Genomic DNA, 23,903 nt, shown 5'->3' with positions numbered 1-23,903 from the left:
AATCCGGATGGTCCTGGGCCTGCCCGAAGTCAAAGCCCCGCACTGGATCGACCCCACCGGCACCTGGCGGAAACCACCCCAACACCGAGCCCACGACCCACGCACTCGACGACGCGGCGAGGGGCCACCGCCTGAGGGTCCACCGGTGGTGTGAGCGCTACGGCGCTCGAGCAATTACCGCCCGTCAACCGGCCTTCGTTAGGGTCGAAGGAGAAGCATGACAGCGACAACGAAGGTGCTTCGGAAGAAGGATTCACCATGACGACCTCCGAAAACTCGGCCGGCACCATCGGCGAAAGGATGGCCGGCGCTGATATCGAGGCCGACCTCCAGAACATTCTGCAGGCGGTTCCCGAACCTGTTCCCGAGACTGAGGCGCACGCCGTTCTCGGGCGCGTGTTCCAGGGCGTGCTTTTCGACATGGACGGCACCCTGGTCGACTCGACCAAGGCCGTGAACCGGTCCTGGCAGCAGTGGGCGGACGAAATGGGCTTCGGCGCCCTGTTCTCCGGCATCCAGCACGGCCGCCCGGCCCGCGAGATGGTGGCCGACCTCGTATCACCCGAGCAGGTCGAATCCTCGATCCTCCGCGTCAATGAGCTTGAACTCGCCGACACCGACGACATCACCATCCTGCCCGGTGCCGCAGAACTGATGGCCGCCCTCCCCGAAGACCGCCGGGCCATCGTCACCTCGTGCGACAGTGCCCTCTGCCGCATCCGTCTCGACGCCGCCGGCTTCAGCGCCCCGGCCACCGTGGTCACCATTAATGACACCGTCAAGGGAAAGCCGGCACCCGACCCGTTCCTCGAGGCGGCCGACCGGCTCGGCCTCGACGCCCGCCAGTGCGTTGTCGTCGAAGACGCTCCCGCCGGACTCGCCGCGGGTCGTGCGGCCGGCTGTGCGACCATCGGCGTTGTCGGCACCCACTCCGCCGACGAACTGGACGCCGACCTCGTTGTGACCAGCCTCGATCGCCTACGCATCGAACTGCACGATCACGGCGTGGTTTTTGTTCTCCAGACCCAGCCGAGGTAGTAGACAGGACACATGACAGGGCGAGAGCAGACCGAGATCGAGCGCAAGTACGACGTCGAGGGGCTCCGGCCCGTTCCGTCGCTGCAGGGGCTCGATGGCATCACCGCCGATCCGGCCGAGGCGCCCTTTGTGCTCACGGCCGTGTACTACGACACCGCAGACCACGACCTGGCCCGCCACCGCATCGTTCTGCGCCGTCGCGAGGGAGGCGGCGATGCCGGCTGGCACCTGAAGATGCCGGCCGCCGAGGGGCGCACCGAGGTGCACTGGCCGCTTGATGTCGGCGCTGCAGAGAGCTCTGAGCACATCCCGGACGAGGTGCTCGAGCCCGTGCGCGCCATTGTGCGCGACCGGCCGCTCACCCCGCTGGCCAGGGTCAGCACGGTGCGCACCACGGTGCGACTCACCGATGCCGACGGCCACGCCCTCGCCGAGATCGCCGATGACCTCGTCTCCGCTTCTGATGTGCGCGGGGGAACGTACCGCAAGTGGCGTGAATGGGAGCTCGAACTGCTGGACGGCGCCCCCGACACCCGCAAGAAGCGCACCAGACTGCTCGATTCCGTCGAACAGGTGTTGCTCACCGCGGGTGCCACTCCGTCCACGAGTGCGGCCAAGATCGCCCGCGCCGTGGGCGTTGAGTCCCTGACCGAGCTCGACCGCGCCGAGGTGCTGCCGGGTCTGCTCCCCGCCCCGGCCCTGCAACACCCGGACTCCGCCGGCGCCGTCGTCGTCGGAGCGCTGCGCGACCTGACCGCCGCCCTCATCGATGATGACCCCCGGGCCCGAGCGGATGCCCCGGACGCGGTCCATCACATGCGCACCACGGTGCGCCGCCTGCGCAGCGTCCTCGCGGTCTACGGCCGGCTGTTCGAGACCGCGGCCGTGAAGGAGCTCCGTTTCGAGCTCAAGCACCTGGGCACCGAGTTGGGGCACGCGCGCGACGCCGAGGTGCGCGGAAGCCGAGTGGCCGCGGAACTCGACGGCGTCGACCAGTACACCACCGACGATGCCGAGATCCGGCTCGTGGGCGGTGCCAGACGTGACTACGCGGAGGCCCTCGCCTCGGTGCGCGACTACCTCCTGAGCACCCGCTACTACAGGCTGCTCGATTCCCTCGAGAACTTCACGGCCTGGCCGCCGATCACCCCGAAGGCCGAGCGTCCCGCCGCCACCGAGATCAAACGCGACCTCGGCAGGGCCGTCGCCGCGCTCGAGCAGCTCAGCACCGCAGTGACCAACGCGGATGAGCCGGAGGCGGCGTTGCACGAGGTGCGCAAGGCGGCTCGCCGGCTGCGCTACGCCGCCGCCGCGGTGGCGTCTGCCGAACCGGTGGCCGAGGGCCCGGCGACGAAGCCGGCCAAGAAGTCAGCCAGGACGGCAGCGAAGAAGGCGGCCGCGAAGCGCGCCAGGGCCACCGCCCGATTCGCGAAGCTCCGCAAGCGTTACGCCCACGTGGCCCGGGTGGCGAAGCCGCTCGTGAAGCGGCTCGGCGACCGGCACGACAGGCTGCTCTACATCGAGGAGCTCGACCAGGCCGCACAGGCGGCTCATGAGAGCGGCGAGAACGCCCTGGTCTACGGCCTGCTCGTGGCGCGTGCCGAACGCCTCGACGACACCGTGCAGGTTGTCCTCAGCGAGGCCGACCGCTCGGTGCGACACCTCAAGCGGCTCGTCCGCGAGCTCTGAGGCCTGATGACTGCGCCTCGTGACCTGCTCCGCCAGAGCACCGTGCTGCTGAGCGCGATCCTCGCCTTGGCCGGGTCGTTCATCGGGTCCGGAGCCGCGGGCGGCACGCCCATCCAGGACGCCTCCGGGGGAGCGCTGGCCGCCGATGCCACCCCGATCGCACCGGGCGGACCGGCCTTCGCCATCTGGACGCCGATCTACGCCGGCCTCGTGCTCTACGCGATCTGGCAGTTCCTGCCGCGACAGAAGACCGACCCCCGACAACGCCGGCTCGGCTATCCGATCGCAGCCTCGCTGCTGCTGAACGCGGCCTGGATCCTCAGCGTGCAATTCGACCTGCTCTGGCTGAGCGTCCCGGTCATCGCCCTGCTGCTGGCCGTGCTGGTCTGGGCGTTCCTCATCATCCTGGACACCCGCCCACGCACGCTGGTGGAGACTGTCCTCGTCGACGGCACGATGGGCCTGTACCTGGGCTGGGTCTGCGTGGCCACGGCCGCCAACATCACGGCCGCCCTCGTCGCCGCCGGCTTCGACGGCTTCGGCCTGCCCGCCGATGTCTGGGGTGTGCTGATCATCGCGGTAGCCGGTGTGGTCGGTGTGCTCCTCGCCGTTGCCGGTCGTGGCCGGCTCACCCCCGCCCTCGCCCTCTGTTGGGGCCTGGCCTGGGTGGCCGTAGCCCGGCTCACCGGCGACCTGCTCTCCACCCCCACGGCGATCACCGCCATCGTGGCCGTCGTCGTGGTCGTCGCCGTCACGCTCGTGCTGCGCATCAGGGCGCCGCGCACATGAAAACAGCCCGCCCGCCGAAGGCGAGCGAGCTGTAACAGGTAACGCGGAGTGCTACTCGGCGTCGAGGTCAGTCTCGAGGATCGTGACGAGGCCGGCGAGGGCCTCATCCGCTCCGTCGCCCTCGGCGCGCAGCACGACGACCTGGCCGTTTGCGGCACCCAGGCTCATGAGCGACAGGATGCTCGACGCGTCCATGGCGTCGTCGGCCGGGTCGCCCTCGAGCGCGATGGTGACCTCGACCGGCAGTGCGCCGACGGCCTCAGCGAAGATCGCTGCGGGACGGGCGTGCAGGCCGACGCGGCTGGCGATGGTGGCGGTACGTTCTGACATGGTTCCTCCTGAAACTGTACGGATTACAACTGTATTGCCCGCGCGATGTGCACACGCCTTGAGGCGGGAACACATCGCGCGGTTGACGCGTGGGGCTTAGAGTCCCAGTTCGTCGAGAATGGGCAGTTCGGCGCGGACCCGGGCGCGTGCCTCGAGTGCGCTCGGTGCGGCCAGGGCGATGCCGGCGAGGCGCTGTGCCTCGACGACGGTGACCTTCGCCAGCACTGCCGCGACGGCAGCGAGGGCACGGGCGGTCATCGACAGGGTGTTCACGCCCAGGCCCACGAGCACCACGGCGAGTGCCGGGTCGGCCGCGGCTTCGCCGCAGACGCCGACGGGCTTGTTGTTGCCCTCGGCGACGGAACCGGCCACGGTGAGCTGGATCAGGCGCAGCACGGCGGGCTGCCACGGCGTGTTCAGCGCGGCGAGCGGGCCGAGCTGGCGGTCGGCGGCCATGGCGTACTGGGTGAGGTCGTTGGTGCCGAGGCTCGCGAAGCTCACCTCGCCCAGGATGGTCTCGGCCGTCAGCGCGGCGGAGGGAACCTCGACCATGACACCGGGGGTCTTCAGCCCGGCCTCGCCGCACATGCGGGCGAAGTCGGCGGCCTCATCGGCGGTGGAGATCATCGGGGCCATGACCCAGACATCCGCTTCGGTGCCCTCTGCGGCAGTGGCCACGGCGGCCAGCTGGCGCTTGAGCACGCCGGGCGAGGTGAAGTCGGTGCGGTAGCCGCGCACGCCGAGAGCCGGGTTCGGCTCGGACGCGTCGGTGAGGAACGGGAGCGGCTTGTCGGCGCCGGCGTCGAGCGTGCGCAGGACGACCTTCTTGCCGGGGAACGCGTCGAAGACGCCGCGGTACGCGGTGACCTGCTCGTCGAGGGTGGGTTCTTCGTCGCGGTCGAGGAAGCAGAACTCGGTGCGCAGCAGGCCCACGCCCTGGGCGCCGGCGGCGGCGGCCTTGACGGCATCCGCTGCACCGCCCACGTTGGCGAGCAGCGGCACGAGGTGGCCGTCGGCCATAACGCCCTCGCCGGAGAATACCGCGAGGGTGGCGGCGTTGGCGGCCCAGGCCGTGGCGGCCTCGAGCTGTTCGGCGTCGGGGTCGACGGTGATGCTGCCGGCTGCGCCGTCAACGTAGACCGCGGTGCCGTCAGTGATGGACTCGACACCGACCGCGGCGACAACGGCCGGCAGGCCGAGGGCGCGGGCGATGATCGCGGTGTGCGACTGCGGTCCGCCACCGGAGGTGACCAGGGCCAGCACGACGGCCGGGTTCAGCGTGGCCGTGTCGGCCGGCGCCAGGTCGTCGGCAACGAGGATGAACGGTTCGTCGGAGGCGGGGATGCCCGGTGCGGGCACCCCGCGCAGCTCAGCGACGATCCGGGAGCGCACGTCGAGGACGTCCGTGGCCCGCTCGGCCATGTAGCCGCCGAGGTTGTGCAGCATTTCGGCCACGGAGGCCGCGGACTCCCAGATTGCCCGCTCAGCGGAGGTGCCGGTGTTGATCAACTTCACGGCGCCCTTGATGAGCATGGGGTCCGCGGCCATCAGTGCGGTGGCCTCGAGAACCGACTTGCCCGCTCCGGTGGCGCTGACCGAGCGCTGCTTGAGCTCGGCCTGCACCGCCTTCGCGGCTGCGCGCAGGGTGACGGCGGCATCCTCTGCCGTCGTCGACGAGGCCAGCTGTTCTCCTGCTGGCGGCTCGCTCACGGCTTTGGGCATCTGCCGAACGGATCCGACGATCCGACCGGGGCTGACCCCTACTCCTGTGAAACTCTGCACGGAACTTCCTCTATTCTTCGGCGTTAATGGTGCCCACTAATGTTAGGCGTTCACCAGGGTGTTGTTCTGCTTGATAGAGCCCGTAGTCGGGGCCTTTCGGACGTAGCGCTTGAGCGCGATTACCGCTATGGCCGTGATGGCCGTACCGATGAGAATCGCCAGAATGAAGCCCAAAACGTTCTCGATGGCGAAGAACACGAAGATTCCTCCGTGCGGCGCCTTCGACGTGACACCCCAGGCCATGGTCAGCGCACCGGTGGTAGCCGCGCCGAGCATGCTCGCGGGGATCACGCGCAGCGGGTCTGCCGCGGCGAACGGGATCGCGCCCTCGGAGATGAACGAGGCACCGAGCAGCCAGGCCGCCTTGCCGTTGTCGCGTTCGACCGGGCTGAAGAGCTTGCGGTCGAGCACGGTGGCCAGGGCCATTCCGAGCGGCGGCACCATGCCGGCGGCCATGACCGCGGCCATGATCTGCCACGGCGCCTGGTTGGCCAGCGTTGCGGCACCCAGGCCGGCGACGGCGAAGGAGTAGGCAACCTTGTTGACCGGGCCGCCGAGGTCGAACGCCATCATCAGGCCGAGGATCAGGCCGAGGATGACGACGGACGCGCCGGTCATGCCGTTCAGCCAGTCGTTCAGGGAGACGGTGAGCCAGGCGATCGGGCCGCCGAGCACCAGGAACATCAACCCGGAGGCGAAGATCGAGGCGAGCAGCGGGATGATCACGACGGGCATCAGGCTGCGCAGCCAGCGCGGAACGGTGAAGGAACCGATCCAGGCTGCCGCGAGACCGGCGAGCAGTCCACCGACGATGCCGCCGAGGAAGCCGGCGCCCATGAAGCCGGAGACCGCACCGGCGACGAAGCCGGGAGCGATGCCGGGGCGGTCGGCGATGCCGTAGGCGATGTAACCGGCCAGAGCGGGAACCAGGAAGCTCATCGACAGCTGGCCGATCTTGAAGAAGACCGCACCGAGGTAGATCAGCATGCCGCCGTCAGGCAGGTTCCAGAGGCTGTTGTCCAGCACCACCTTGTCGGCGACGTCGGTGATGTCGTAGCCGCCGAGCAGGAAGCCCAGGGCGATCAGCAGGCCTCCACCGGCGACGAACGGGATCATGTAGCTGACACCGGTGAGGAGGGCGCGCTTGACCTTCTGGCCCACGTGCTCGTTCTCGGACACCGAATCGGATGCCGCGGCGGCGCCACCGCTGACGCGGCGGGCGTTCGGGTTGTCCACGGCCGCGAGGGCCTCCTGGACCATCTTCTTCGGTTCGTCGATGGCGCGCTTGACGGGGGACTGGATGAGGGGCTTGCCGGCGAAACGGCCCTTGTCGCGCACGTCGACGTCAACGGCGAAGATGACGGCGTCGGCCGAGTCGATGACCGAGGCGGCCAGCGGGGTGGCTCCGGCGGAACCCTGCGTCTCGACCTGCAGGTCGATACCCATCTCCTTGGCAGCCGCGACGAGCGCATCCGCTGCCATGTAGGTGTGGGCGATGCCGGTGGGGCAGGCGGTGACGGCGACGATGCGACGGGCCCCGTTGCTCGGAGTCCCCTCGGTGCCGGCTCCGGTGGGCGCCGCGGTGACGCGCGGGGCGGCCGGGGCGGTGCTGGCGGAGTGCGCTCCGGCTGCGGCCGCTGCGGGAGCCGGCGCGACGATGTCGGTGACCAGGGTCACGATCTCTTCGGGGCTCTTCGCGGCGCGGAGAGCGGTGGTGAAGTCGGCCTTCATCAGCGAGCGGGCCAGCTTCGACAGGATCTTCAGGTGGTCCTGGTCGGCGCCTTCGGGGGCGGCGATCATGAAGATCAGGTCGGCGGGTCCATCGGCCGAGCCGAAGTCGACAGGCTGGGAGAGGCGGGCGACGGCCAGCGTCGGCTCCGTGACCGCGGCGGAGCGGCAGTGGGGGATCGCGAGTCCGCCGGGGATGCCGGTGGAGGTCTTCGCTTCGCGGGCGAGGGCGTCGGCGTACAGGCCGTCGATCTCGGTGGCTCGGCCGGCTCCGACGACGAGCTCGGCGAGGTGCCGGATCACGGTCGACGGTTCGGCACCGAGGTTTTGGTCCAAAGCAACGAGCTCTGGGGTAATCAGTGCACTCACTGGTCATCCTCCTTTGGATGGGTAGCACATGCCGTCACTGTGACGGCGCTGGGATCGGTTTGGGACACGGCCGGCACTGTCGAGCCGGGCAGGGATGCGGCAGCGGCGCCGTGGGCGACGGCCTGACGCAGGCAGTCCGGGGCGGATGCTCCGGCCAGGTCGCTGAGCAGGAAACCCGCCAGCGAGGAATCTCCGGCGCCGACGGTCGAGACCGCGACGATCGGGGGACGAGTGGCGAGCCAGTAGCCCTCCGCGGTGACCAGCAGGGCGCCCTGGGAACCGAGGGTGGCCAGCACGGCGCCGACTCCCGCGGTGATCAGGGTCTGCGCGGCGCGCGCGGCCAGGTGCGGGTCAGCCTCGAGGCTGTCCGGGTCAGAGATACCGGTGAGCTCCGCGAGCTCGTCGGCGTTGGGCTTGAGCAGGTCGGGGCCGGCGCTGATGGCCGCGGCCAGGGGAGCGCCGGAGGAGTCGATGGCGACCTTGGGGGCCGCCGCGCCGAAGCGGGTCTTGAGCTCCCGGGTGAGGTCGGCGTAGAAGGTGTCAGGCACCCCCGGTGGCAGCGAACCGGCCAGCACCAGCCAGCTGGCGCCCTGGGCCTTCTCGAGGACGAGCTCCACCAGAGCGGCCTGCTGCTCGGTGCTGAGCACCGGACCGGGCTCGTTGACCTTGGTGGTGGTGCCGTCGGGTTCGGTGATGGCTATGTTGCTGCGCAGGGTCGCGCCGATCGGCAGGCCGAGGTGCGGGATGCCCTGCATGGTCAGCGCGAGCAGCACCGGGTCCTCCGCGTCGCCGGGCAGGATCGCGAGGCTCTGAATGCCGGAGGCTGCGAGGGCGCGGCAGATGTTGACGCCCTTGCCGCCGGGTTCCTGATGGGCGTCCAGGGCGCGTTGCACGTCGCCGCGGGCGAGCGGGCCGGCGAGCTCGATGGTGCGGTCGAGGCTGGGGTTGGGGGTGAGTGTGACGATCATGCGATTACGACCTCGACATCCGCCGCGGCCAGGGCTGCGGCAAGTTTGGGGGAAGGGGGAGCGTCGGTGATGAGCGCGTCGATGTCGCTCAGGGCGGCGAACCTGACCAGGGTCTCCTGGTCGAGCTTGGAGGAGTCGGCCAGCGCGACGACGCGGCGGGCGGAGCGCACGATGGCGGTCTTCACGGCGGCCTCGACCGAGTCGGGGGTGCTGAAGCCGAAGTCGGCGGCCACGCCGTTGGCGCCGACGAAGGCGATGTCCGGGCGCATGGCGTCGAGCTGCTGGGTGGTGCGGGTGCCCACGATGGCGCGGGTGAGGCCGCGCACCCGGCCGCCGAGGATCTGCAGCGAGATGGCCTCGTTGCCGGCCAGCTTGTACGCGATCGGCAGGGCGTTCGTGATCACCAGCAGCTGGTCACCGGCCTTGGCGGGCGTCCACTCGAGGAGCCTGTCGGCGAGCAGTTCGGTGGTGGTGCCGGAGTCCAGGATGATCGACCCCGTCGTGCTCGCGGGAATCATGGCCAGGGCGGCATCGGCGATGCGGGCCTTCTCGTCGTGCCGCTGGCTCTGTCGTTCCTCGAGGCTCGGCTCCGACATGCTCAGCCGGTCGATGGCCACGGCACCGCCGTGCACGCGGCGCAGGTGCCGGCTCAGCTCGAGGGCGGAAAGGTCGCGGCGCACGGTCTCCGGCGTGATGTCGAAGCGCACAGCGAGTTCGTTCACGGTGACCCGGCTGCGGTCGGACACCATCTCGGCGATCATCGACTGACGCTCTTCGGCGAACATCGGGCCTCCTCGACGGTGAGAGCTAGGGGCAGAGCGCGGCCCGGGGGAGCCGCGCAAAAGTTTGTATGCCTGACTTTAGACCCGTTTGTTTTTGCTTGTCAACATAAACGCAGATAAACAAAGATCCCTGCGTGCGAACGAGTTCCCGGCGAGGCCGGGTGTGTGGAGAACTTTGGCGGGATGGAGGTGGTTTGGGGCACTCTCGACCGGTGACCGCACGCATCCCGCTCCCCGACGGATGGGCCGACCGCCCGTTCCGCATCGGCGATGCCGTGCGCGCCGGGGTGAGTACCTCCCGGCTCGACGGTGGTGACCTCGACCGGCCGTTCTGGGGCATCCGCACGCCGGCAACGGGGAGTGCAACGCCGGCCGGCCGCCCCCAGAATTACCCAGCGCGTCGCAGTGACGTCGAGGCGCTCTGCCGGGCATTCCAGGTGCGGATGCCGAAGGACGCCTTTTTCACCCACATCACTGCTGCCCTGGTGCTGGGTTTGCCCGTGCCCGGCCGGCTGGCGCGGCTGCGACCGCTGCACGTCGGCTGTGTCGCTCCAGGCCGGGCGATGGTGGCACGCGACATGGTCGGCCACAGCCTGCGGATCGACCCCGATGACCTCGTCGACCGGGGCCCAGTGCGGCTCACCGGCCCGGCGCGCACCTGGCTGGACCTGGGCGCGTTGCTCACCCGGGGGGAGCTGGTGGCTGTCGGTGACTACCTCCTGTACTGGGAGGCCCCGATTCTCACGCGGGGCGAGCTCGCGGACGCGCTGGAAAAATACCCGAGCCGCAGTGGTCTCACGCGCGCCAGGACCGCCCTGCCGCTACTCCGCACCCGCTCGGAATCGCCGCGGGAGTCGATGCTCCGGGTGATCATCGTGCTCGCTGGCCTGCCGGAACCCGAGTGCAACTACAGGGTGTTCGACGAGCAGGGCCGGTTCCTGGCCAGGGGAGACCTCGCCTACCCCGAGTACAAGCTGCTCATCGAATACCAGGGCGACCACCACCGCACCGACCGGGCGCAGTGGCGTGCGGACATCCGCCGGATCGGCCGTCTCGAAGACCACGGCTGGCAGGCGTTGCAGTTCACCGACGATGACCTGCAGGACCCGGCCGCGCTGGTGGCGCGGATCGCGCTGCGGTTGCGGGCCCGAGGACGGTGAGGGCTATTGGTAGTGCGACAGTCCGCTCAGCTCGCCGCCGTCGGTGAGGAACTCGGCTCCGGTGGAGAAGCTCGATTCGTCACTTGCCAGGAACAGCACCAGGTTCGCCACCTCGGTGGCCTGGCCGAGGCGGTGCAGCGCCACGTGGTTCTGCGGCATGTCGAGCCCGGCGGTCATCGGGGTGGCGATGCCGCCCGGATGCACCGAGTTGACCCGCACGTTGTACTTGCCGAGGTCCAGCGCCACGGACTTGGTGAGCCCGCGCACCCCGAACTTCGCCGCCACGTAGCCGGGCAGCGCCTCGTAGCCTTGCAGGCCGGCGGTCGAGGACACGTTGATGATCGAGCCGGCCTTCGACCGGATGATCATCGGCACCGCCGCCTTGATACCGAGGAACACCCCGGTGAGGTTGACCGCGATGATGGTGTTCCAGGACTCCAGGGTGTACTCCTCGATGGGACCGAAGTTCACGATCCCGGCGTTGTTCACGAGCACGTCGAGGCCACCGAATTCGTCCACCGCCACGGCGACGGCGGCGTCCCAGTGCTGGGCGCGGGTCACGTCGAGGTGCACGTACCGGCTGGCCTCGCCCAGTTCTGCCACGAGGGCCTTACCGTCCTCGTCGAGCAGATCGCCGATCACCACCTGGGCGCCCTCCTCGACGAGGCGACGGGCCATCGCGGCACCGAGTCCCCGTGCTCCACCACTGATGAGTGCGACCTTGCCGCTGACACGGGCCATGGTGTTACCTCCATTCCAGTCGTCATCGAAGAAACGAGTTCGACGGGGAATGTACACGCGCAGGGCTCTGGCCAGTACTGTCGGTGGCCGACGGTAGCGTGAGTGACATGAAGATCCTGCACACGAGTGACTGGCACATCGGGCGCACCTTCCACACCCACCAGACCCTCGACCACCTACGTGTCGTGCTCGACGCCCTCGTCGACATCGTGCGCGAGCGTCAGGTCGACGTGGTTGCCGTGGCCGGTGACATCTTCGATTCCGCCACACCGTCGGCCGACAGCTACGCCCTGCTCAGCGGCACCCTGGCGCGCCTGCACGCCACCGGCGCCCGCGTGGTGATGACCAGTGGCAACCACGACTCGGCGACCCGGCTGGGCTTCCAATCGGAATGGGCGGGACTGGCGGGCATCCACGTGGTCACCGGGTTCGACCAGTACCGCACCCCGATCTCGATCGACGACGAACACGGCCCCGTGCACTTCTACGGCATCCCCTTCCTCGAACCGGCCCTGGTGCGCCACCACTACCCCGACGAGCTCCTCAAGACCCACGAACAGGTGCTGGGCCTGGCCATGCGGCAGGTCCGGGCCGACCTCGCCGACCGCGGCGGCCGCTCGGTGGTGCTCTCACACTGCTTCGCGGCGGGCGTTGCCGCCAGTGATGTGGAGCGCGATATCAGCGCCGGCGGCCTGGACCTCGTGCCGGTGTCAGTCTTCGACGGCCCCGACTACGTGGCGCTGGGCCACATCCACGGTCGCGCGCAGATCACCGACCGGGTGCGCTACTCGGGAGCTCCGCTGCACTACTCCTTCGCCGAGGCCGACAAGCCCCGCGGCGGCTGGCTCGTCGAGCTCGACGCGACCGGACTCGCCGAGACCCAGTGGGTCGACCTGCCGATTCCCCGGCGCCTGCGGGTGCTCACGGGAGAGCTCGAGACCCTCGCGCACGACGACGACTTCACCCCGTTCGAAAACGACTGGGTCGCCGCGGTGCTCACCGACCGGGTGCGGCCGTTGGACGGCATGCGCACCCTGCAGAAGCGCTTCCCGCACTGCGTGGCCCTCGAGCACCGACCGACCATCACGCAGACGGCCGAGGAGTCCACCTACTCCGACCGGGTCAAGCACAAGAGCGACCCCGAAATCGTGGCCGGCTTCCTGGAGTTCGTGCGCAACGGCGTGGGCCTGAGCGCCTTCGAGCGGGAGCTGGTCGCCGAGGTGCTGGGCCAGAATCCGGATGCCGCCGCCGAGACGAGCGCGGGGGCCACCGTATGAAGATCACCCGGCTGCGCATCGCGGGCTTCGGCCCGTACAAGACCGAGCAGGAGGTGGACTTCACCCGCTTCGACGCCGACGGGATCTTCCTGATCACCGGCAAGACCGGCGCGGGCAAGTCCAGCATCCTGGACGCCATCTGCTTCGCCCTCTACGGCTCGGTGCCCCGGTTCGACGGCAGCGAGCTGCGGCTGCGCAGCGACCACTGCGACCCGGCCGACCCGAGCTTCGTCGAGCTCGAGTTCACCCTCAAGGGCGATACCTACCGGGTTTACCGCACCCCTGCATACGACAAGCTGAAGAAGAACGGCAGCGGGACCACGCCCGCGAAGCCGGAAGCCCAGCTAGACCGTCTCGAGGCCGGTGGTTGGGTGGGCATCGCCGCCAAGCCCGTCCTCGTTGGTCGCGAGCTTGAGAGCATCCTGCCGCTGAAGCAGGACCAGTTCCTGCAGGTGATCCTGCTGGCCCAGAACCGGTTCCAGCGGTTTCTGCTGGCCAAGACCGACGACAGGCTCACCGTGCTCCGCACGCTGTTCGGCACCCTCCGGTTCCAGCAGCTGGAGGCCGAACTGCTCACCCGCCGCAAGGTGCTCGACGACGAGCTGACGCTGGTGCGGCACGAGATCGACGGCATCGTGGCCGCGACCCTGCGCCTGCTGTGGCGCGAGGACGACGCAGCGGCCGATGACGCCGGGGAAAGCTCTCGACCCGAGTCCCCGGTCGACCCCGGCCTCGACTGGTTCGACGCGGCGCTGGGCATCCTCGACGAACGCCTGGCGGCCGCCACCCGGCACGCCGGGACCGCCTCGGCCGCTCTGACCGCGGCCACCACCGCGTACCAGGCCGCCGAGGACCGGCGCCGACGCCAGGACCGCCGGGATGCGGCCGCCCGCACGCTGACCGCCCTCGAGGGCCGCGGAGACGAGATCCTCGACAGCCGCCAGGCCCTGCGCCTGGCCGAGCACGCCGCCAGGGTGTGGCCGCAGGTGCGGGCCCGCATCGACGCCGAGGCCGCGGTCACCACGGCCGAGGCCGCCACGACCGCCGCCCGGGCCACCTGGCAGCGGCTCCTGGCCGACGACGCGGACTCTGCAGACTCTGTTGCGTCCGCGGATGCCGCCGGCCTCACCGCCCTGATCGACGACAGGCTGCGCCAGCTCGGTGGCCTGGACGACCTGCTCGTCGAGGAACGCCGGCTGCCCGCGCTCGACGAGCAGATCGCCGACCTCGAGCGCCGCACGGCCGCCCAGATCCAGGCGCTCGACGACGCCAGGCTGCTGCTGCTCGCGCTGCCCGAACGCATCGACGCGGCAACGGATGCCCTCGCCGCGGCCACCCTCGGCGCCGCCCGTGCCCCGGAGGCCGAAGCGGCGCTCGCGCGGGCGGGGGCGGCGCTGGCCGCGGCCGATGACGTGCGCCGGCTGGAAACCGAGCTGGTGGGTGTGCACCGCGCCGAGCGGGAGTCCGTGGCGGAGAACACCGCGGCCGCCCTGCACTATCAGCAGCTCGTGGATGCCCGGCTCGGCGGCTTCGCCGTTGAGCTCGCCGCCGGACTCGTCGACGGCGAGCCCTGCGCGGTGTGCGGGGCCACCGAACACCCGGCGCCCATGACCGGCGACGCCGAACCCGTGACCGAGGCCGACCTCGACGACGCCCGCGGCCTGATGAGCCGCCGGCAGGCCGTCGTCGATGACGCCCGCAGCCAGTCCCGGGCCGTCGACACCCTGCTCACCGCCGCCCGCACCCGCGCCGGTGACGCGGACGTCGACGAGCTCGACGTCGCGCTCCGGCGGGCCAGGGACACCCTCACCGCGGCCACCGGCCACCGCTCCAGGCTGCCCGCCCTCGAGGCCGAGCTCGCCGGCCTTCGCGCCGACCAGGCCGAGGCTCAGGCCGCCATCGCCCCGCTCCAGCTGGTGCGCGACGAATCCGCCGTGCACCTGGCGGAGCGCCGCACCGAGCGCGACGGTATCGCCGCCCGCGTCCAGGCCCAGCGGGCCGGGTTCGACAGCGTCACCGAGCGGGCCGGCCGGCTGCAGAGCGAGCTCGACGCTGCCCGGGCCCTGGCCGCCGCGCTGGCCGCCTCAGTGTCGGCACGACGCGCGGCCGAGGCCCGCACCGCCGAGCTGGCGGTCCAGCTGCAGGAGGAGGGCTTCGCCGACGAGGCCGCCGCCGGCTTCGCCAGGCTCACCCCGGCCGAGATGCAGGCCGGCCAGGCCGCCATCCGCGCCTACGACGACGAGCTCGCCGCCGCCCGCGGGGTACTGGCCGAGGGCGACCTGGCCGGGCTGCCCGAGGACCCCATCGACCTCGGCCCGACCAGGCTCGCTCTCGAGGCCGCCGGCACCGCCCGCGACGACGCCCTGGCCCGGCGCGAGTCGCTGCGTGAACGCGCCGCCGCGCTCACCGCGCTCGTGGCGGATGCGCGGGCCCGGTTCGCCGTCGCCGCCGACCTGCTCACCACCCAGGCCCAGGTGCGTCAACTCGCCGCCGTGGTGCACGGCGACGATCCGAACACCAAGCGCATGAAGCTCGAGACGTACGTGCTGGCCGCGCAGCTCGAGGAGATCATCGCCGCGGCCAACAACCGGCTGCGCACCATGACCGGCGGCCGGTACGCGCTCGAACACGACGACGCCCTGCAGTACCGCGGCAGCCAGGCCGGGCTGGGTCTGGCGATCCGCGACGAGCACACCGGCCGGGCCCGGGCCACCCACTCGCTGTCCGGCGGCGAGACCTTCCTCGCGTCGCTCGCCCTGGCGCTGGGGCTGGCCGAGGTGGTCTCCAACCAGGCCGGCGGCATCGCGCTGGACACCCTCTTCGTGGACGAGGGGTTCGGCTCGCTCGACGCGGAAACCCTCGAGACGGCCATGAGCACGCTCGACAGTCTGCGGGCCGGGGGCCGCACCATCGGCCTGATCAGCCACGTCGAGTCGATGAAGGAGCAGATCCCGGCGAAACTCGCGATCCGGGTGACCGCGCAGGGCTACAGCGAGATCGTCCCGTAGGCACGCCGCGATCGTGCGGATCGCGGCACACTGTGTTCATGAGCCGAACCGAAGCGCAGCCCGCCCCCTCATCGTCCGCCGCCGCAGGCTGGACCACCCTCACCTTCGTCTACCTGGCCCTGGCCATCGTGGGCCTGATCGGCACCTGGACCTGGAACATCCAGGCGATCATGCAGGCCAGTGACTTCATCGGCGACTGGACCATGAGCGGACCGGCGGTGTCGTCGCTCACCACCGACCTGCTCGTGGCGGCCATCGCGGGGAGCGTGTTCATCATCGTGGAGGCCCGCCGACTGGGCATGCGGGCCGGTTGGGCCTACGTCGTGCTCGGGTTGGTGACGGCGTTCGCCTTCACCTTCCCACTGTTCCTGGCCATGCGGCAGCGCCGGCTGGTGATGACGCGCTGAGGCTTAGCTCGCGGCTCAGCTCACATCCCCGGCCGCGAGGCCGGCGTCGTCGCCCGCGAACCGCTCCCGCAGGGCATGGAAGTGCGACACCGTCAGGCCGTGCCGCAGCAGGTACGGTTCGGTGCCGCCGAGGGCGTCGATGGCGGCCAGGGCTTCATGCAGGGCGGCCGGCCGCGGCTCGGCGAGCAGGGCGGCGGCCACGGCTTCGTCGTGCGGCAGGCCGGCGGCGAGCAGGGTCAAGGCGAGAACCAGGCCGGCCGGATGTTCGCCGCCGGGGCCGTGCGCCACGAGCGGCCCGTCGCCCGCGGCGAGAACGGCCACGGCCTCCGTCAGCTCACGGCCGCCATGGGCGACCAGGTCGGTGTAGCCCTGTTCTCTCTGCGCGACGGGATTGGTCATGCTGCAGTATCCGTCGCCGAGGTGAACGGCAGGTGACGCTCAGGCCAAACCCGGCTGCAGTTCCGGGGGAGTGCGCCGGCCCAGCCGGCTCAGCCCGATCGCGATGGCCGAGATGCCGACGATCACGACGGCGATCACCAGGATGTAGAGCACCACCGACGGCCAACCGCCCGGCTCGCCGGGGTTGAGAAACGGGTAGGTCCACCAATCGGTGAACGTGCCGCGCAGCAGCGCATAGGCCAGCCAGGCCAGCGGGTAGATCAGTGCGAACCAGATCCGCTTCCAGGCCAGCGCCGGGCGGCCCGGAGCCAACAGCCAGTCGAGCAGGATCAGCGCCGGCGCCCACACGTGCAGCACCTCGTTGGGCCAGTCGAGCCCCACGAAAGTGCCGTCGGCGGGCTGGTTGCGCAGCAACAGGTTGTAGACCACCCCGGTGATCACGGCGTACGCGAGCGTCGACATCCGCACCCGTGCCAGCAGCTCGGGTTCGGCGGCCACCCGCAGCGCGAGAACGCCGCCGACGAAGAGCACCACCACGTTCATCAGGCTGGACTGGATGGTGAAGAAACCGAAATACGCGGCCGGGTCGAACGCGTCGTTCAGGATCTGATCGGTGATCTGGGTCACGATCGCGGCCAGCACGAGCACGGCGAGCAGGATGCGCAGCACCCCCACCATGCGTCGGAGGGGGGACGGGGAGTCGTCGAGCCCGGCGGGCACAGCAGCAGAATTCACCTGATCAGGTTAGTGCAGGGGGCGAACTAAAACGGGAAGAGCAACCGGTGCAGGAACTGGCGGGTGCGCTCGTGCTGCGGGTTCCGCAGCATCTCCTTGGGATCGCCGTGCTCCACGATGGTGCCCCCGTCGACGAAGGCCACCTCGGAGGCGACCTCCCGGGCGAACTCGAGCTCGTGCGTGACGATCACCATTGTCCAGCCCTCGGCGGCGAGCTCCTTGATCAGGCGCAGCACATCGCCGACAAGCTCGGGGTCCAGGGCGCTGGTGGGCTCGTCGAAGAGCAGCAGGGTGGGGCGCAGGGCCAGGGCCCGGACGATGCCCACCCGCTGCTGCTGCCCGCCGGACAGCTCGAACGGGTAGCTGTCGCGCTTCTCGCCGAGGCCGACCCGCTCCAGCAGCGCCAGGGCCTCGGCCTCGACCTCGGCGCGGGGGCGCCGCTGCACGACGACGGGTCCCTCCATCACGTTCTCGAGCACCGTCTTGTGCGGAAAGAGGTTGTAGTGCTGGAACACCATCGCCGAGCGGTCCCGCAACGTGCCGAGGGTCTTCTTCGGCACGCCGGAGCGGGAGCCGTGGGCGGCGGCGAAGTCGATGGTGACGGGCGCGTGAGTGGCGTCATCCGCGCCGATGATCTCGATGGTGCCGCCGTCGGCGATCTCCAGGCCGTTCAGGCAGCGGAGCACGGTGGTCTTGCCCGAACCCGACGGCCCGATCAGCGCCAGCACCTTGCCGCGCGCGACCGTGAGGTCGATCGATTTCAGGACCTGGTTGTCGCCGAAGCTCTTCTGCAAGCCTCGAACCGTGAGCAGGGCCGGAGCGCTCTGGTCGGGGTTCCGGTCAGTGGGCGACATAACGGTCCAATCGCTTTTCGAGCACGCCCTGGCCGCTGGAGAGCACCAGGCAGATGAGCCAGTAGAGCAGGGCGGCCTCGAGGTACAGGGCCATGAACTGTTGGCTGAACGCGGCCACCTGCTGGGCCTCGCGGAACAGCTCGGTGACCAGGATCAGCGAGGCCAGGGAGGTGTCCTTGACCAGGCTGATGAAGGTGTTCGACAGCGGCGGCACCGACACCCGGGCCGCCTGCGGCAGGATGATGCGGGTGAGGGCGCGCCGGTGCGACATGCCGATCATGTACGCGGCCTCCCACTGCCCCTTGGGCACCGAGAGGATGGCGGCGCGGATCACCTCGGCCGCGTAGCCGCCGACATTGATCGAGAAGGCGATGATCGCGCTGGGCCACGGGTCGATGACGACGCCCAGCGACGGCAGGCCGTAGAAGATCACGAACAACTGCACCAGGAGGGGCGTACCGCGCACGATGGAGATGTAGACCTGCGCGATCGACGACAGCCACCGCCGCCTCGACAGGCGCATCAGGGCCAGGCCCAGGGCCAGCACCAGTCCGATCGCGAATGACGCCAGCGCCAACGGGATCGTCCCGGTGATGGCGCCGTGGATCAGCGGCCACAACGAATCCAGCAGGAGCTGCCAGGTGGACTCGGTCACTGAGAGACGTCGGCCCCGAAGTAGGTGTCGGAGATGGCGGCCAGGGTGCCGTCTTCGCTCAGCGTGGCGAGGGCATCCGACACGGCATCGGCCAGGGCGGTGCCCTCGGGGGCGAAGGCGAAGGCGCTCTCGGAGCGTTCCTCGGTCTCGGCGGCGATCTTCAGGCCCGCGGCGCCGGTCTGCTTCTTGTAGTCCAGGTAGGTGAGCTTGTCGTTGACGGTGGCGTCCACGCGGCCCTGCTCAACGAGGGCAACGGACTGGGCCCAGCCCTCGACGCCCTGCACGGTGGCGCCGCTCTCGGTGGCCAGGGTATTCCAGTTGCTCGTGAGCGACTGGGCCGTGGTCTTGCCGGCCAGGCTCTTGAAGGAGGTGATGTCGGTGTTGTCTTCCGGCACCACGATGACGCCGGTCGAGTACGTGTAGGGGGTGGAGAAGGCATAGGCCTCTTCGCGCTCCGGGTTGATCGACACCTGGTTGGCGATGGTGTCAAAGCGGCCGGCCTCGAGGCCGGCGAAGATGGCGTCCCACTGGGTCTCTTCGAATTCGGCCTCGACGCCCAGCTGGTCGGCGACGGCGCGGGCCACCTCGACGTCGTAGCCGGTGAGCCCGCCGGAGCCGTCGGCGTGGAAGGAGAACGGTCGGTAGGTGCCCTCGGTGCCGATGGTCAGGGTGCCGGATTCGAGGACCGAGCTCAGCGACTCGTCGGTGCCGGCCGTGGCGCCGTCGCTGCCGGAATCACCGGCGGAGGCGCTGCATCCGGTCAGGGCCACCGCGGCGGCAATAGTGAGGACGGTGGCGGAGACGAGGTGGCGCTTCATGTATGTGTTCATCCAATGTGCTGATCAAGGTGCTGGTGGCTGGCTCATGTTACTGCTGGCGCTGGTGCTGCGGCTGGGAATACCCGTACACCGAGGTTAACAAGCCCGGGCCCGCTGGGAATATTCCGATGACGCCGGATGACATACACGACGGCTCCCCGTGACCCCCCCCGTTCGAGAACCTGTCGGCTCCGGGGCATTCGGCATAGGCTGCCGCCGTCGCACTCAACCCGAAGGAGTACGCGTGAAACTCTCGATGGCTCAGCATGATCGTTCGGCCGCTGTTTTGCTCGGCATGGCTTGTGGCGATGCCCTCGGTGCCGGATTCGCCTCCGCGGGTGCGCTGTCACCCACCGTTTCGGTGGGGATGCGCAGCGGAGGCGGCACGAACTGGGCCCGCGGGGAGTGGACCGACTACACGGCCCTGGCTATCCCGGTAGCGCGCGCCGCGGCCGACGGACTCGACCTGCGCCAGGAATCCACTCTCGACCTCATCGCCGCGGAGTGGGTGGACTGGGCCGCCACCGCGCCGTACTCCGGCAACCAGCTCGACGCCGCGTTGTCCGGGCCGGAGCGGACGGCCGCCGCAGTGCGGTCGGCCGCCTGTGCCCGGCACGACAGCGTGGGCCGAAGCGCCGGCACCGGCTGCCTGATCCGCACCGCCCCGGTGGCTCTCGCGTTTCTGCACGATCCCGATGGCCTCGCCGACGCCGCCCGCCGGTTGAGCGAGCTCACCCACTGCGAGCCCGACGCGGGGGACGCCTGCGTGCTCTGGGGGCTGGCCATCCGGCACACCGTCCTGACCGGAGAACTGGACCTGCGGGTGGGCCTGGGCACCCTGTTGCCCGGCCGGCGTGAACTCTGGTCGGCGCGCATTGACCACGCCGAACGCCGGCAGCCCCGCGACTTCTCGCGCAACGGCTGGGTCGTGCAGGCGTTGCAGGGCGCCTGGTCGGCCATTGTGCAGACCAACACCGAGCTCGGCGAGGGCGCTGACGCCGGCCAGTACCGTCTGGGCGTTGAGACCGCAGTGCGCGGCGGCGGCAACACCGACGCCGTGGCCGGCATCGCCGGTGCGCTGCTCGCCGCCCGGTGGGGGCTGGTCGCGGTGCCCAACGAATGGCGCCGACTGGTGCAGGGCTGGCCGGGCCTGCGCGGAGCCGACCTGGTGCGCCTGTCGGTGCTCGCCGCGCACAGCCAGGACACCGACGAGGCCGGCCAGCGTGAGAGGTTTCGGCTCCACGCGGTGAAGTAGGCGCCGTGAAGTAGGCGCCGCTAGGACCGCAGCGCCAGGGTGAACGGCAGCACCGCCGGAGCGCCGGCTCGGCGGAGCAATCGGCCGGCGACGGTGAGGGTCCACCGGCTGTCGCCGAGGTCGTCGACCAGCAGGACCGGCCCGTCGGCGCCGGCGAGGTTCGCGGCCAGCTCCGGGCCCACCTCGAAGGCGCCCCAGACGTTGGAGAGCCGATAGGCGCTGTTGCCGCCGGATTCGCCGGTCGGCCCGCCACCCACCAGGCTCAGTGTGCCCAGCTGCGGCAGCCGGCCCACCCGGCTGAGTTCGGCGGCAACCGAGGCCACCAGCAGCGGATGCTGCCGGGACGGCATGGCCACAACACCCACGGGCCGCTCGGCCCAGCCCCACTCGGCGAGCACCCGCACGCAGGCGGCCAGCAGCGCCGGGGAGGCCGGCGCATCCGGTGTGCCCGGAGCGAAGATGTCGCGCAGGGTGTTGCCCCAGCCCAGGTCGGTGAGCCGGGCCAGGGAACGGCCGGGCAGCACCCTGTCGCCGGCGTCGATGCGGCCCTTGGCGCTCACGCCGAGCCTGTCGGCGCCGGTGGGCCACTGGGCGCGGGGTTCCAGGGCCACGCCCACCCGGTCCAGGGCGGACGCCGCCGTGCTCGCCGCGTCGGAGCGGACATCGGTGGGGTACCACGGCGCCGTGCAGGTGTCGCAGCGGCCGCAGGGCACCGCGGTGTCGTCGTCGAGGGCGCGCTGGAGGAACTCCATCCGGCAGCCGCTGATGCGTTCGTAGTCGAGCATGGCGTTCTGTTCGGCAATGCGGGCCGCGCCGATGCGCTCGTAGCGATCGCTGTCGTAGACCCAGGGCTGCCCGGTGGCCAGCCAGCCGCCGGTCACCCGGCGCACGGCGCCGTCGACGTCGAGGACCTTCAGCAGCAGCTCCAGCGGGGAGCGGCGGAGGTCCACCCGCGCCTCGAGGGCTGGCGTGGACAGTGGGGCGCCACCGTTGGCGTGCAGCGCCGCGAGGACCGCCTCGGCCTTGTGCTGGCTGGGCATCGACGAGGTGGCGAAGTACTGCCAGATGGCCTCGTCTTCCACGCCGGGCAGCAGCAGCACGTCGGCGTTCTCGGTGGCGCGACCGGCGCGACCGACCTGCTGGTAGTACGCCACCGGAGAGCTGGGCGCGCCCAGGTGCAACACAAAGCCCAGGTCGGGCTTGTCGAAGCCCATGCCCAGGGCGCTGGTGGCCACGAGGGCCTTCACCTGGTTGGCCTTGAGCAGCCCCTCGGACTCCTCACGTTCGGCGGTGTCGGTCTGGCCGGTGTACGCGCGCACCGCGTGGCCGGCATCACGCAGCAGCCGCGCGGTGTCCTCGGCGGCCGAGACGGTGAGGGTGTAGATGATGCCGCTGCCGGGCAGCTCGGCCAGGTGGCTGAGCAGCCAGGCCAGCCGGGCGCGGGAGTCGGGCAGCCGCAGCACGCCCAGGCGCAGCGAGGCGCGGGCGAGCGGGCCGCGGATGGTCACGACGTCGGTGCCGCCTCTTGCCACCTGCTCCGCCACATCCGTTACCACCCGGCTGTTGGCCGTGGCCGTGGTGGCCAGCACCGGCACGCCGGCCGGCATGGCCGCGATCAGGTCGCGCAGGCGCCGGTAGTCCGGCCGGAAGTCGTGGCCCCAGTCGGAGATGCAGTGCGCCTCGTCGACCACGAGCAGGCCCACCCGCTCGAGCAGTGCGGGCAGCTGCTCGTCGCGGAAGGACGGGTTGTTCAGGCGTTCGGGGGAGACCAGCAGCACGTCGACCTCGTCGGCGCGGAGCGCAGCGAGCACGTCGGTCCACTCGTGCGCGTTGGCGGAGTTGATCGAGACCGCCCGCACGCCGGCGCGGGCGGCCGCGGCGACCTGGTCTCGCATCAGCGCCAGCAGCGGCGACACCAGGATGGTGGGGCCGGCGCCCTGGCGGCGCAGCAGCAGGGTCGCGACGAAGTAGACCGCGGACTTGCCCCAGCCGGTGCGCTGCACCACGAGGGCCCGGCGGCGCTGGTCGACGAGGGTCTCGATGGCCTCGTACTGGCCCTCGTGGAAGTCGGCGTCGGGCCGGCCCACCAGGGTGCGCAGGATCTCGAGGGCGGCCTCGCGGGTATCCGTCACGGCGTCCACGGTCTCGGTGTCCGGAATCACTGGGCGTCGAGCCTGGCGGCCACATCGGCGGGGAAACCGCCGGTCGCGATCGGGCTCCACCGGGTGGGCGTGATGCGGATCAGGGACTTGTCCTGCAGGGTCATGGCCCGGCGGTACTCCGCCCAGTTCGGGTGTTCACCGGCGATGCAGCGGTAGTAGTCGACGAGCCCGTCGCCGGCATCCGGCATGTGCAGGATCTCGGCGGTGCCGTCGACCTGCACCCAGGCGCCGTCCCACTCGTCGGAGAGCACGAGCACCGAGGTCTGCGGGTCACGTTCGGCGTTGCGGGTCTTCGCCCGGGACGGGTATGACGAGATGACCAGGCGGCCCGCATCATCGACCCCGCCGGACACCGGCGACATCTGCGGCCGGCCGTCGCTGCGGGTGGTGGCGAGCAGCATCCGGTGCCGAGGCCGCACGAAATCGAGCAGGTCGGGCAGGGAGACGGTGGTGCTGGTTGCGAGGTTTCTGGCCATGACCTCAGGCTAGCGGGGCGGACTGACAGACCCCTCGGCCGCGTTCGGCAGCTCGGGCAGGTGCTCAGGCACGGCCGTCAGGTCCATGTACACGGTCTCCCAGAGGTGCCCGTCCGGGTCCTGGAAGCTGCGGCTGTACATGAAGCCCATGTCCTGGGGCTCGTAGGAGAAGCTGCCGCCGACCGCGAGGGCCCGCTCTGCCAGCGCGTCGACCCCGGCCCGATCGTCGGCAGTGATGGAGAAGATACCTTCGGAGGCTGTCGTCGAATCGACGATCGACTTGCTGGTGAACCGGGCATAGCTGTCATGGGTGAGCAGCATCACGTAGAGGTGTCCGTCGTCGAGCACGATGCAGGCCGCGGAGTCATCGGTGAACTGCGGATTGACCTCGAATCCGAGGTCGACATAGAACTTCTTCGACCGCTCGAGGTCGGTCACGGGGAGGTTGAGGAACATCATCATCGACATGGGGAACAGTCAA

Annotated in this window: 22 protein-coding genes; 8 read left to right on the top strand and 14 right to left on the bottom strand. The window is 70.4% G+C overall.

Annotation, left to right across the window (positions count from 1 at the left end; all coding sequences use genetic code 11):
- Positions 1 to 258 precede the first annotated feature (258 nt).
- The 3 genes from CXY76_RS19140 to CXY76_RS19130 are packed head-to-tail and all read left to right on the top strand — an operon-like array spanning position 259 to position 3,516.
- Positions 259 to 1,038, top strand: a complete 780-nt coding sequence (locus CXY76_RS19140; protein WP_199190366.1) for an HAD-IA family hydrolase — start codon at positions 259 to 261, stop codon at positions 1,036 to 1,038.
- Positions 1,039 to 1,050: 12 nt separating this feature from the next.
- On the top strand, positions 1,051 to 2,727 hold the full coding sequence (locus CXY76_RS19135) for a CYTH and CHAD domain-containing protein (RefSeq protein WP_104167284.1): 1,677 nt from the start codon (positions 1,051 to 1,053) through the stop codon (positions 2,725 to 2,727).
- A gap of 6 nt (positions 2,728 to 2,733) precedes the next feature.
- A complete protein-coding gene (locus tag CXY76_RS19130; protein ID WP_104167282.1) occupies positions 2,734 to 3,516 on the top strand; it encodes a tryptophan-rich sensory protein in 783 nt (260 codons plus the stop codon).
- Positions 3,517 to 3,567: 51 nt separating this feature from the next.
- Here CXY76_RS19130 and CXY76_RS19125 read toward each other — a convergent pair whose 3' ends face one another.
- The 5 genes from CXY76_RS19125 to CXY76_RS19105 all read right to left on the bottom strand — a co-directional run bounded on the left by CXY76_RS19125 (position 3,568) and on the right by CXY76_RS19105 (position 9,478).
- Complete coding sequence (locus CXY76_RS19125; protein WP_104167280.1) at positions 3,568 to 3,846, bottom strand: HPr family phosphocarrier protein; 279 nt, start codon at positions 3,844 to 3,846, stop codon at positions 3,568 to 3,570.
- A gap of 96 nt (positions 3,847 to 3,942) precedes the next feature.
- On the bottom strand, positions 3,943 to 5,628 hold the full coding sequence (gene ptsP / locus CXY76_RS19120) for a phosphoenolpyruvate--protein phosphotransferase (RefSeq protein WP_104167278.1): 1,686 nt from the start codon (positions 5,626 to 5,628) through the stop codon (positions 3,943 to 3,945).
- 42 nt (positions 5,629 to 5,670) lie between these two features.
- Positions 5,671 to 7,725 carry a fructose-specific PTS transporter subunit EIIC gene (locus CXY76_RS19115; RefSeq protein WP_104167276.1) on the bottom strand — a complete coding sequence of 685 codons (2,055 nt, stop codon included), beginning with the start codon at positions 7,723 to 7,725 and terminating at the stop codon, positions 5,671 to 5,673.
- Positions 7,722 to 8,693: a 1-phosphofructokinase family hexose kinase gene (locus CXY76_RS19110; protein ID WP_104167274.1), complete on the bottom strand. Its 972-nt coding sequence runs from the start codon at positions 8,691 to 8,693 to the stop codon at positions 7,722 to 7,724. Before CXY76_RS19110 ends, CXY76_RS19115 begins: the two co-directional genes overlap by 4 nt.
- Positions 8,690 to 9,478: a DeoR/GlpR family DNA-binding transcription regulator gene (locus CXY76_RS19105; protein ID WP_104167272.1), complete on the bottom strand. Its 789-nt coding sequence runs from the start codon at positions 9,476 to 9,478 to the stop codon at positions 8,690 to 8,692. The genes CXY76_RS19110 and CXY76_RS19105 overlap by 4 nt, the downstream gene beginning before the upstream one ends.
- A 209-nt stretch (positions 9,479 to 9,687) precedes the next feature.
- Here CXY76_RS19105 and CXY76_RS19100 point away from each other — a divergent pair, with 209 nt between their 5' ends.
- The gene (locus CXY76_RS19100) at positions 9,688 to 10,635 is read left to right on the top strand and encodes an endonuclease domain-containing protein (protein WP_104167270.1); all 948 of its coding nucleotides are present in this window, start codon (positions 9,688 to 9,690) and stop codon (positions 10,633 to 10,635) included.
- 3 nt (positions 10,636 to 10,638) lie between these two features.
- Here the strand turns inward: CXY76_RS19100 and CXY76_RS19095 are convergent, their stop codons facing one another.
- Positions 10,639 to 11,376, bottom strand: a complete 738-nt coding sequence (locus CXY76_RS19095) for a glucose 1-dehydrogenase (RefSeq protein ID WP_104167268.1) — start codon at positions 11,374 to 11,376, stop codon at positions 10,639 to 10,641.
- Positions 11,377 to 11,483: 107 nt separating this feature from the next.
- On the opposite strand from CXY76_RS19095, the gene CXY76_RS19090 reads away from it, so the two are divergent.
- From CXY76_RS19090 to CXY76_RS19080, 3 genes are read left to right on the top strand one after another with little or no spacing between them, the layout of a single operon-like run.
- Positions 11,484 to 12,653 (top strand): exonuclease SbcCD subunit D, encoded by a 1,170-nt coding sequence (locus CXY76_RS19090; protein WP_104167266.1) that lies wholly within the window; start codon positions 11,484 to 11,486, stop codon positions 12,651 to 12,653.
- Positions 12,650 to 15,661 carry an AAA family ATPase gene (locus CXY76_RS19085; protein ID WP_104167264.1) on the top strand — a complete coding sequence of 1,004 codons (3,012 nt, stop codon included), beginning with the start codon at positions 12,650 to 12,652 and terminating at the stop codon, positions 15,659 to 15,661. Before CXY76_RS19090 ends, CXY76_RS19085 begins: the two co-directional genes overlap by 4 nt.
- Positions 15,662 to 15,699: 38 nt before the next feature.
- The gene (locus CXY76_RS19080) at positions 15,700 to 16,068 is read left to right on the top strand and encodes a DUF2834 domain-containing protein (protein WP_104167472.1); all 369 of its coding nucleotides are present in this window, start codon (positions 15,700 to 15,702) and stop codon (positions 16,066 to 16,068) included.
- A 15-nt stretch (positions 16,069 to 16,083) separates the two neighbouring features.
- On the opposite strand, the gene CXY76_RS19075 is transcribed toward CXY76_RS19080, so the two are convergent.
- From CXY76_RS19075 to CXY76_RS19055, 5 genes are read right to left on the bottom strand one after another with little or no spacing between them, the layout of a single operon-like run.
- Positions 16,084 to 16,467 (bottom strand): hypothetical protein, encoded by a 384-nt coding sequence (locus CXY76_RS19075; protein ID WP_104167262.1) that lies wholly within the window; start codon positions 16,465 to 16,467, stop codon positions 16,084 to 16,086.
- Between the two features lie 39 nt (positions 16,468 to 16,506).
- Entirely contained in the window at positions 16,507 to 17,202 is a 696-nt protein-coding gene (locus tag CXY76_RS19070) for a Pr6Pr family membrane protein (protein ID WP_146073505.1), read from the bottom strand.
- 26 nt (positions 17,203 to 17,228) lie between these two features.
- A complete protein-coding gene (locus CXY76_RS19065) occupies positions 17,229 to 18,056 on the bottom strand; it encodes an amino acid ABC transporter ATP-binding protein (RefSeq protein ID WP_104167258.1) in 828 nt (275 codons plus the stop codon).
- Positions 18,043 to 18,711 (bottom strand): amino acid ABC transporter permease, encoded by a 669-nt coding sequence (locus CXY76_RS19060; RefSeq protein ID WP_199190365.1) that lies wholly within the window; start codon positions 18,709 to 18,711, stop codon positions 18,043 to 18,045. The genes CXY76_RS19065 and CXY76_RS19060 overlap by 14 nt, the downstream gene beginning before the upstream one ends.
- The gene (locus tag CXY76_RS19055; RefSeq protein ID WP_369826187.1) at positions 18,708 to 19,541 is read right to left on the bottom strand and encodes an amino acid ABC transporter substrate-binding protein; all 834 of its coding nucleotides are present in this window, start codon (positions 19,539 to 19,541) and stop codon (positions 18,708 to 18,710) included. The genes CXY76_RS19060 and CXY76_RS19055 overlap by 4 nt, the downstream gene beginning before the upstream one ends.
- Positions 19,542 to 19,773: 232 nt before the next feature.
- Between CXY76_RS19055 and CXY76_RS19050 the strand changes: the two genes are divergently transcribed.
- The gene (locus CXY76_RS19050) at positions 19,774 to 20,784 is read left to right on the top strand and encodes an ADP-ribosylglycohydrolase family protein (RefSeq protein ID WP_104167254.1); all 1,011 of its coding nucleotides are present in this window, start codon (positions 19,774 to 19,776) and stop codon (positions 20,782 to 20,784) included.
- Positions 20,785 to 20,804: 20 nt separating this feature from the next.
- Here CXY76_RS19050 and CXY76_RS19045 read toward each other — a convergent pair whose 3' ends face one another.
- Genes CXY76_RS19045 through CXY76_RS19035 form a run of 3 tightly spaced genes read right to left on the bottom strand, consistent with a single transcriptional unit; the run spans position 20,805 to position 23,890 of the window.
- The gene (locus tag CXY76_RS19045; protein ID WP_233200077.1) at positions 20,805 to 22,943 is read right to left on the bottom strand and encodes an ATP-dependent DNA helicase RecQ; all 2,139 of its coding nucleotides are present in this window, start codon (positions 22,941 to 22,943) and stop codon (positions 20,805 to 20,807) included.
- Positions 22,943 to 23,422, bottom strand: coding sequence for a PPOX class F420-dependent oxidoreductase (locus tag CXY76_RS19040; RefSeq protein ID WP_104167252.1), 480 nt, complete (start codon positions 23,420 to 23,422; stop codon positions 22,943 to 22,945). Before CXY76_RS19040 ends, CXY76_RS19045 begins: the two co-directional genes overlap by 1 nt.
- A gap of 9 nt (positions 23,423 to 23,431) precedes the next feature.
- Positions 23,432 to 23,890 (bottom strand): VOC family protein, encoded by a 459-nt coding sequence (locus CXY76_RS19035; RefSeq protein ID WP_104167250.1) that lies wholly within the window; start codon positions 23,888 to 23,890, stop codon positions 23,432 to 23,434.
- Between the last annotated feature and the right edge of the window lie 13 nt (positions 23,891 to 23,903).

It is taken from the genome of Cryobacterium sp. N22, from assembly GCF_002929555.1.
Lineage (GTDB): Bacteria > Actinomycetota > Actinomycetes > Actinomycetales > Microbacteriaceae > Cryobacterium.
This window is presented reverse-complemented; position numbering and strand designations above follow the sequence as displayed.